The organism is Ottowia thiooxydans DSM 14619 (assembly GCF_000422885.1).
In the GTDB taxonomy this organism is placed as follows: Bacteria; Pseudomonadota; Gammaproteobacteria; order Burkholderiales; family Burkholderiaceae_C; genus Ottowia; species Ottowia thiooxydans.
On sequence record NZ_AUGX01000001.1, the window covers coordinates 761,312 to 770,067 of the forward strand.

Sequence of the window (8,756 nt, forward strand, 5' to 3'; positions counted from 1 at the left end):
GTACGCGGCAATGCCTAAAAGCGCATTCAAGACCTCTGAGCAAGGACCGTTGTGTTCGAAAAGTCGTGACTGGAAGGCGAAAAGACAGCTGAAGGCATAAAAATGCGCCAAAAAGGGAGAAAAAGGTCCTTAAACGCGAGAGCGCCACTTCATTATTGAGAGAATGCAGGAGTTTTTCAACGTGATGGCCCTGCATGTCAGCTCAATCTTTACTCATCGCCAAGCACGGCGAGATCGAATGCTCAATCCTGTCGAGCTTGGCCAACCGCCACGGCCTGATCACAGGCGCCACAGGCACCGGTAAGACGGTGACGCTGCAAAAGCTGGCCGAGTCTTTCTCTGACATCGGGGTACCGGTGTTCATGAGTGACGTAAAAGGCGACCTTTCCGGCATCAGCCAGAAAGGGCAGATCGGCGAGAAGATGGCTGCGATTCTGAAGGACCGCGGGCTACCCGCCCCTGACTCGCAAGCCTGCCCGGTGACATTCTGGGACGTGTTCGGTGAGCAAGGCCACCCTGTGCGCGCCACCATTTCCGACATGGGGCCGCTGCTGCTGGGCCGTATGCTCGATTTGAACGAAACGCAATCGGGCGTACTAAACTTGGTGTTCAAGATCGCTGACGACAACGGCCTGCTGCTGCTTGATCTAAAAGATCTGCGCGCCATGCTCCAGTACGTAGGTGAGAACAGCAAGGAATTCACCACCCAATACGGCAACATCAGCGCTGCCAGCGTTGGCGCCATTCAGCGTGGGTTGATGCAGATCGAGAGCCAGGGCGGAGACAAATTCTTCGGCGAGCCCATGCTCAATATCCAGGACATGATGCAAACCGTTGGCGGCAAGGGTGTGGTCAATGTGCTGGTGGCTGACAAACTGCTCACGGCGCCCCGCTTGTACGCCACCTTCCTTCTCTGGATGCTCTCCGAATTGTTTGAGCAACTGCCCGAGGTAGGCGATCTGGATAAGCCCAAGATGCTGTTCTTCTTCGACGAAGCGCATCTGCTGTTCAACGATGCACCCAAAATATTGCTTGAGCGCATTGAGTTGGTCGTCAGGTTGGTGCGCTCCAAGGGGGTAGGCGTTTATTTCGTTACTCAAAACCCGGTGGATGTGCCGGACACCGTGTTGGCCCAGTTGGGCAACCGTGTGCAGCACGCTCTGCGCGCGTTCACCCCTCGCGATCAGAAAGCCGTGAAAGCCACTGCGCAGACCATGCGCGGCAATCCAAAGCTGGACATAGAAACCGCCATCACTGAGCTGAGTACGGGTGAAGCTTTGGTAAGCTTCCTGGACGAAAAAGGCCGTCCAAGCGTGACCGAACGGGTGTTCGTCATCCCACCGGGTAGCCAAATTGGCCCGGTCAGCGCGGCCCAAAGGCAAAGCAGCATCGCCAGCTCTCTGGTCGCAGGGGTATACGAGAAAGCAGTGGACCGCGAATCCGCTTACGAGACGCTGCAGGCACGCGCCCAGGCCGACAAGGGTCTAGGCTCGAGCGCGGGCTCGGGTGGCGCAGTCAACACGGCCGAATCTGGCGGTGCAATGGATATGGCCAAGGAAATCCTCTTCGGCAGCACCGGCCCCCGCGGCGGCAAACGTGATGGTCTGGTGCAAACCATGGCCAAATCAGCCGTGCGAACCATGGGTACCACCGCAGGGCGACAAATCCTGCGCGGCGTCTTGGGCAGCATCTTTGGCGGCAAGCGCTAAGCGCCTGCTCAAAGCCTCCAAAAGCCTATTCAACGTCTAAGCAAATCATCCCGCGCGCGATCACGAGAAAATCCTGTTCAAACTCAAGAAAAACACAAAAATCAAATGTCTCAAGTCCATCACGTCACTCACCCGCTCGTTCAGCACAAGCTCACGCTGATGCGCATGAAAGATGCCAGCAGCAACAGCTTTCGCACGCTTTTGAATGAGTTGGCAGCCCTGATGGCCTATGAAGTCACGCGCGACATGCCGGTGGCCGATGTGGAGATCGAGACGCCCATGGAAACCATGATGAGCCCCATGATCGATGGCAAAAAGCTGACCTTTGCCTCTATCTTGCGCGCGGGCAATGGCATGCTGGACGGCTTGCTTTCCGTGGTACCCAATGCACGCGTGGGCCATGTGGGGCTTTACCGAGATCCAGACACATTGCAAGCCGTTGAGTACTACTTCAAGATGCCCACAGGCATGGAAGGTCGAGACGTGGTGGTAGTCGATCCCATGCTCGCCACTGGCAACTCAGCCGCCGCGGCCATTACCAAGATCAAATCGGCGCAACCACGCTCCATCAAATTCCTGTGCCTGCTGGCAGCGCCCGAAGGCATCCTCACCTTGCATGCGGCGCATCCTGAAGTGCCTATCTTCACTGCAGCCATTGATCGTGGTCTTAACGACCATGGGTACATCGTGCCCGGCTTGGGCGATGCCGGTGACCGGATTTTTGGTACGCGATAACCAGAATTCAATGCTCGGAGGTTCCAGAGGGAACCTTCAGCAATCGCCTGACGCTAACGCTCAGCCCTTGGCCAGCTCCTTGAAGGTCTTCCGGAACTTCCCTACTTTGGGCGCCGCCACGGCCATGCAGTAACCCTGCGTGGGGTTGTTTTCAAAAAAGTCCTGGTGGTAGTCTTCTGCTGGCCAATAGCTGGCAAGTGGCACGACTTCCGTCACGATGGGACCGTCGTATAAGGCATCGCGAGAAGCTTCGGCGATCAGCGTCTTGGCCACCTGTTCTTGCAGAGGCGTCGTGAAGTAGATGCCGCTGCGGTATTGCGTACCCACGTCGTTCCCCTGCCGGTTGAGTTGCGTGGGGTCGTGCACCACAAAGAATATCTCCAGGATCTGCCGGGTGCTGATCACTGCGGGGTCGTATTGGAGCCGAACCACCTCCACATAGCCAGTGCGGCCAGTGCAGACTTGCTCGTAGGTTGGCCTGGCCGACTGGCCGTTGCTGTAACCCGACTCCACATCGGTCACGCCCCGCACTTCCTTGAAAACCGCCTCTGTGCACCAGAAGCAACCTCCGCCCAGCGCGATGGTTTCTGAAGCTGCGGGCTTGTCGAAGTTAGAAGTTTCTTCCATTTTTTTCCTAAGAGTCTGTTCAACGTCTGCGTGCGAGGGCCGTTGTGTTCGAAAAGCTTTGGATGCGAGGAATGCGCCCATGCGACGAAAAGCACAAGGATACCTCCTGGTATTGCGGGTACTTTTGCGGCCAGCTTAGGCAACGCTGCAAACGCGGTTTTTCGAGCGCAATGGACCGCGAGCATGCGTTGAACAGGCTTTAGGGAACCTCTGCAAAACCCCTCACAGCGCCAGATCGCTACCCCCGGGCGGTCTGCTGCGTTGATTTTTTTGCCAATAGCACGAGCTATTGGCTGCAAAACTCGCCTGGCAGCCCATCCCGCGGCCAGCGCCTGGCATCCGCGATAGGTTTCGCAGAGACTCCCTAGGTGCTTACGAAACAACTCCACACGGCCAAGTTTTCATCAAAGGCACGGCACATGCGGGGACAGACCACACCCAGACATATGAATACTTTAGAAAACTTCAACTCTTGATTTCCAACATCAGATTGGAACTTTTTTGTAGGCACGGGTTACTCACACTTGTCATGTTGACTCGAATCCGATAGGGGTCCGCTGAGACGAGGCAGCACAGGAAGAAAGCCATCCCCTTCAGGCAGCCGATTCCAGGTCATCCAGGATCAAGGCACCCACTCAAACAACTCATTTCACCGGATCTTCAGACAATGCCACTAGAAGTAGCTCTGCCAGTCACCAATACTTTCGTTAAGGGAAATTTCACGAATGAAAATTCGATTTCCCCTCAAAAATCAAAACATAACAGAAGCGTTTCGGTTGGAATAAGCAATCTTGCACCAACAAAGCAAAAAATCTCGTCAGATCACGATTTCCTCATAATAAAAAACTCTGCGGTTCCGCACGACAGCGTTGAACGCCCAGGATACCTTGACTATCTGAATCGTGGTTTGTCATTAGTTACCAACGTCGTTAGCAATATTGTAGCTGCACCAGCAAAATCGCACAAAGAAAACCAAGAGATCTTTGAAAACGATTATTTAAAGAACAACCTGGATTTGATTAATTTCCTGAAAACACCTCAGGGAACCTCCATCAGCCACAATGACGCGATTGGAGATTTGATAATTTCCTATGGGCAACGCAACGATGGCCTTGCATCTTATCTGCAGAAAAACCTGCGCGATCAGCTGACGATTGGGGAGAACATTGCAAGGGCCTTATTTAGCCCGGGTTACGTAAAAAATTCAAATCTAATAATAAATATAAACAATAACTCTCAAATTATAGAGAAAAATATTTATACAGTGCGCGCCCTATGCTGGTACATGCTCGGTGTTGCGGCTTCTCAAGACGTAAAACGCCGCGATGGAGGTGACTTCACAATGAGCGACATGACCACTTCAGGGTCATTCATCATGAAGGATCCAGACAATCGAATTTACGATTTTCTGAATAGCTCCTCCTCCACCTACCATCGTACCTCCACTCATTTTGCCAAGCGCCTGGGCCACAACGATTCATACTATTTTTTAAATTTTTTATCGACCAGAGGATATTGTCCAGATCAGAGGGGTATCGAGGACTACAGGTCTCTCTTGCCCATTCCAGGGGGAGCCCTACTGTTTGACAAATTAAAAGCGGGGGCGGATGGTCGGCCTGAACTTTTCGTTAAATTCGAAGCGGCTGGTTGCCCGGCCTTCACTGACCAATACTCAGACGGCGGCTTGGCTGGAGCGGTAAGTAGTACGCTCGCTGCTACGGTAAGAAATGCTGGGCACGCCCTACATTTCGTTGACAGCAAATCGCAAAAAACTCCACACGACTCTCAGGGAGCCCTACGGCAGGAGCACGTCCATAAGGGGGTGCTGAAACCCCTTCACGATCAGTTTATAGAGCTGATTAATGATGGCAAACGCAATCAGATCATCGAGACAGATTCCGTTACAGAGGCAGTAAATGGTGGAATCACAGATATGTGCGTATTGCTTAAAACCTTGGCAGGGGCCGCCAACAAAAAATATCTCTACCAAATGGAGCAATCTGTAAACACTCTTTTATCAAACATCATTGAGAAAACCGCGCAGCTGGGTAAATTTTCTGATCACTACAAGATCAAACGTCAGGGGGCTGAGGTTCACATTTCTCTGAATCCATCAGAAGTTGATACATCCATTCGCTCGATGATAACAACTGATGACTCCGACGACGTCGTAAATAGCATTCCATTCACTCAACATGAAAATTATCTCGGGAATTTATATGTCTCTCAATTCGCTAATGCCACAAACTCATTTGTAGCATCGTCCATGCCATTGAATTCGAGTTCACCGGCAACTTCATTGAAGAATATGGCTTTAACTACGAGTACACCAGAAATCCCCTTCTCCGCTAATTCATTAGAATCCGCCATCTTCCTGAGCCCGTTAGAGTCCAACATACTTATTGATTCCGAAGAAGATGACATTTCGATGCTTTCGGTCAATACGGATGGCATCTTCTATTCGAGCAAGAGCGAACAGCAACTTCTGCAAGGTGGCAGTGCACACGATAATCTTCAGATCTCCCAGCTTGCCCACGGACTAACCTCAAGCCCTGCATGGTCGGTTGCAAACTTAACAAATATCCCAACGATCTCGGTAGCAGAGACAACCACTCTTGCCCAAATCACCACTCCCGGTAACAGCGAAGATAATGAAGGTTCTGTAAAATTTAATGCGCCGGTGAGCTACGAAACTGGCGGAATGGAAGAACCGCTGGAAGAAAATATTTTGGCCACCCCCACGAACGAAGATGAAAATCTCTCCGCGGTCAAAGCAGTCCGTACCCGCTCTCGTTCAGCCGTGAAGAATGCGGCTACACATCAAGAAACACGATCTGTAGAAAACGATGCGAAGGCCTATGACGATTGGAGTTCGTTCAAGCTGGACTGGTCCGAGCTTTTCGGTGCTAACCGCTTGAACCGCTTGGCCTTCTGGCGATAGGGCAACTCCGCCCCCGGCATCGTAATCCGGCAACGGCGTTGTGATTCAAAGCTCTCGGAACGAATTCATGATCTTCTCGACGCAGTGAAAAGTTCATGAACGCGGTCCCAGACCTCAGGTTGCAGCGACTTGCCGCACGGCTGTGAGAAATAAATCCAATGCCGGCTGGTCTTGATCTGCCTTCCAGAGGCAGTGCGTTTCATAGCGCAGCCAGTCCTTTCGTGTGCCCTTAACCGGCAAGAAGACCACGCCTGCCATCCCGGCTTGCTGCATAGCAGCAGGCACCAAAGCCACTGCCAGCCCCTGCCCTACCAGCGACACCACGCTCAACCAGTGCTGAAGCTCATGCGCGGGCTCAGGGGTGAAGCCTGCAGCGCCGCACAGCATCAAAATCCGTGAGTGGTAATCCGGCGAAACAGCCCGGGCCACCAAGGCAAAAGGCTGATCTGCCAAAGCCTGTAGAGGAATGGAGCGCTGGCGCGCCAACGGGTGGGCCGCAGATACGCAAGCCACGAAGGCTTGGCTAGACACCAGGATTTGCGACAAACCGGCCGGCACCTGGGTCGTGTGTACGAAACCTGCGTCGAGCCGATCATGCTGCAGCTCAAGCAGTTGCTCGCTTGAGCTTAGTTCGCGCAAGAGTATTTTCAGCCGTGGATGCTCAGCCTGGAAACGCTGCAGCATGCGAGGCAACCCGCGGTACAGCATAGTGCCCGCAAACCCGATGCGAAGGCTGCCCGCTTCTCCTACAGCCACGTCACGGGCTTCCGCCAAAGCCTGCGCTGCACGCTCCAACACGGCCCGTGCAGCAGGCACAAAGGCCTGCCCGGCGGCGGTCAGTTGAACGCCGCGGCTGCTGCGGATGAAGAGGGGCGCTCCAACCGCAGCTTCAAGTTGCTGAACTGCCACCGAAAGAGGTGGTTGGCTCAGGCCCAGCCGCTGAGCGGCACGGCCAAAGTGCAGCTCTTCTGACAAAGCCAGGAAATAGCGGAGGTGGCGCAGCTCCATTGATACGTAAAACCTATTCTTGGATCGGTATCCGATATTAGACAGCTATTCATAACAACGGCAAAATGTCGTGGTTAACAAATCACCCTACCCGGAGACCTGCGCATGGCTAGCAACAAGAACACCTTCGATTGGCAAGACCCCTTCAACCTGACTGATCAGTTGACCGAAGACGAACGCCAGGTGCAGGAAGCTGCACGTGCGTATTGCCAGGAGAAACTGCTGCCGCGTGTGCAGTTGGCCTTCCGCAACGAGCAAACTGATGTCTCGATCTTCCGTGAAATGGGCGAGTTGGGTCTGCTTGGCCCCACGATTCCGGAAGCTTATGGCGGCTCAGGCCTCAACTATGTTTGCTATGGCCTGGTGGCGCGTGAAGTAGAACGCGTGGATTCCGGCTACCGGAGCATGATGAGCGTGCAAAGCTCGCTGGTGATGGTGCCCATCAATGAATTCGGTACCGAACAGCAGAAGAAAAAGTACCTGCCCAAGCTGGCTACTGGCGAATGGATTGGCTGCTTTGGCCTGACCGAACCCAACCACGGCTCCGACCCTGGCAGCATGATCACCCGCGCCAAGAAGGTTGATGGCGGCTACTCCTTGAGCGGCGCCAAGATGTGGATCACCAATTCGCCCATAGCCGACGTGTTCGTCGTATGGGCTAAAGACGATGGTGGCCAGATCCGCGGTTTTATTCTGGAAAAAGGCTGGAAGGGCCTTTCAGCACCTGCAGTGCACGGCAAAGTGGGCTTGCGCGCCAGCATTACAGGCGAAATTGTGATGGATGAAGTCTTTGTGCCAGATGAAAACGCATTCCCCGAAGTGCGCGGCTTGAAAGGCCCCTTCACTTGCTTGAACAGCGCGCGCTACGGCATTGCATGGGGCGCCTTGGGCGCAGCCGAAGATTGCTACCTGCGTGCTCGCCAATACGTTCTGGACCGCAACCAGTTTGGCCGCCCACTGGCTGCCAATCAGCTCATTCAGAAAAAGCTGGCAGACATGCTGACCGACATCAGCCTGGGCCTGCAAGGCTGCCTGCGCTTGGGAAGAATGAAGGATGAAGGCACGGCTTCGGTCGAACTCACCTCCATCCTGAAACGCAACAGCTGCGGTAAGGCACTGGATATCGCCCGTATGGCGCGCGACATGATGGGCGGCAACGGCATCAGCGACGAGTATGGCGTGGCACGCCATCTGGTGAACCTGGAAGTGGTGAATACCTATGAGGGCACGCATGACGTGCATGCGCTGATTCTGGGCCGTGCGATCACCGGGATTGCGGCATTTAGTTAATTGGCGAGGGGGCAAGCGCGGCTGCTCCGCAGCCGGGCGCCCCTCGCAAGCGAAAGCTCGAATAAAGCTTTTCGCTCGCGACCGACAATTTCAGGGCCCAGCGCAGCGATGGCCCGAATGGGTATCCCACCCCTCTGGCCGCGCTGAGAAGCGCAAGGCGAGGGGCGGGCAAGAGCACTGAAAGATGCTCTTGCTTCGTGATCTAGCTTGCAGCCGCTGTTTGAACGTAGAGAACGAAGTGAACGCAGTGAGTTCGGCTGCACCGCCCCTTGACTGAGCATCGCAAGTTGCCCGAAGCGCAGCGCAGGGACGCGTCCGGTGGGGTCGCCTTTCTTTTGCCTACATTTCTTCGGCCGGCGCTCCGGTGGCGAAGCAAAGAACAAGTAGGTGCGCCGCCGGGCGCAATTCCCGGCCTCCGACCTCAAGGCAAAAGCAGAAGGTAATTT

Annotated in this window: 6 protein-coding genes; 4 read left to right on the top strand and 2 right to left on the bottom strand. The window is 54.3% G+C overall.

Annotation, left to right across the window (positions count from 1 at the left end; translation table 11 throughout):
• Nucleotides 1–194: 194 nt before the first annotated feature.
• Nucleotides 195–1,709 carry a helicase HerA-like domain-containing protein gene (locus G518_RS0103680; protein WP_028601374.1) on the top strand — a complete coding sequence of 505 codons (1,515 nt, stop codon included), beginning with the start codon at nt 195–197 and terminating at the stop codon, nt 1,707–1,709.
• Between the two features lie 105 nt (nt 1,710–1,814).
• The gene (gene upp, locus G518_RS0103685) at nt 1,815–2,444 is read left to right on the top strand and encodes a uracil phosphoribosyltransferase (RefSeq protein ID WP_028601375.1); all 630 of its coding nucleotides are present in this window, start codon (nt 1,815–1,817) and stop codon (nt 2,442–2,444) included.
• A gap of 60 nt (nt 2,445–2,504) precedes the next feature.
• Here the strand turns inward: upp and msrA are convergent, their stop codons facing one another.
• Nucleotides 2,505–3,071, bottom strand: coding sequence for a peptide-methionine (S)-S-oxide reductase MsrA (msrA, locus tag G518_RS0103690; RefSeq protein WP_051235946.1), 567 nt, complete (start codon nt 3,069–3,071; stop codon nt 2,505–2,507).
• 667 nt (nt 3,072–3,738) lie between these two features.
• Here msrA and G518_RS0103695 point away from each other — a divergent pair.
• A complete protein-coding gene (locus G518_RS0103695; RefSeq protein WP_156909260.1) occupies nt 3,739–6,012 on the top strand; it encodes a hypothetical protein in 2,274 nt (757 codons plus the stop codon).
• 114 nt (nt 6,013–6,126) lie between these two features.
• Here G518_RS0103695 and G518_RS0103700 read toward each other — a convergent pair whose 3' ends face one another.
• Nucleotides 6,127–7,020, bottom strand: coding sequence for a LysR family transcriptional regulator (locus tag G518_RS0103700; protein ID WP_028601378.1), 894 nt, complete (start codon nt 7,018–7,020; stop codon nt 6,127–6,129).
• A gap of 105 nt (nt 7,021–7,125) precedes the next feature.
• Here G518_RS0103700 and G518_RS0103705 point away from each other — a divergent pair, with 105 nt between their 5' ends.
• On the top strand, nt 7,126–8,310 hold the full coding sequence (locus tag G518_RS0103705) for an acyl-CoA dehydrogenase (protein WP_028601379.1): 1,185 nt from the start codon (nt 7,126–7,128) through the stop codon (nt 8,308–8,310).
• Nucleotides 8,311–8,756: the final 446 nt, after the last annotated feature.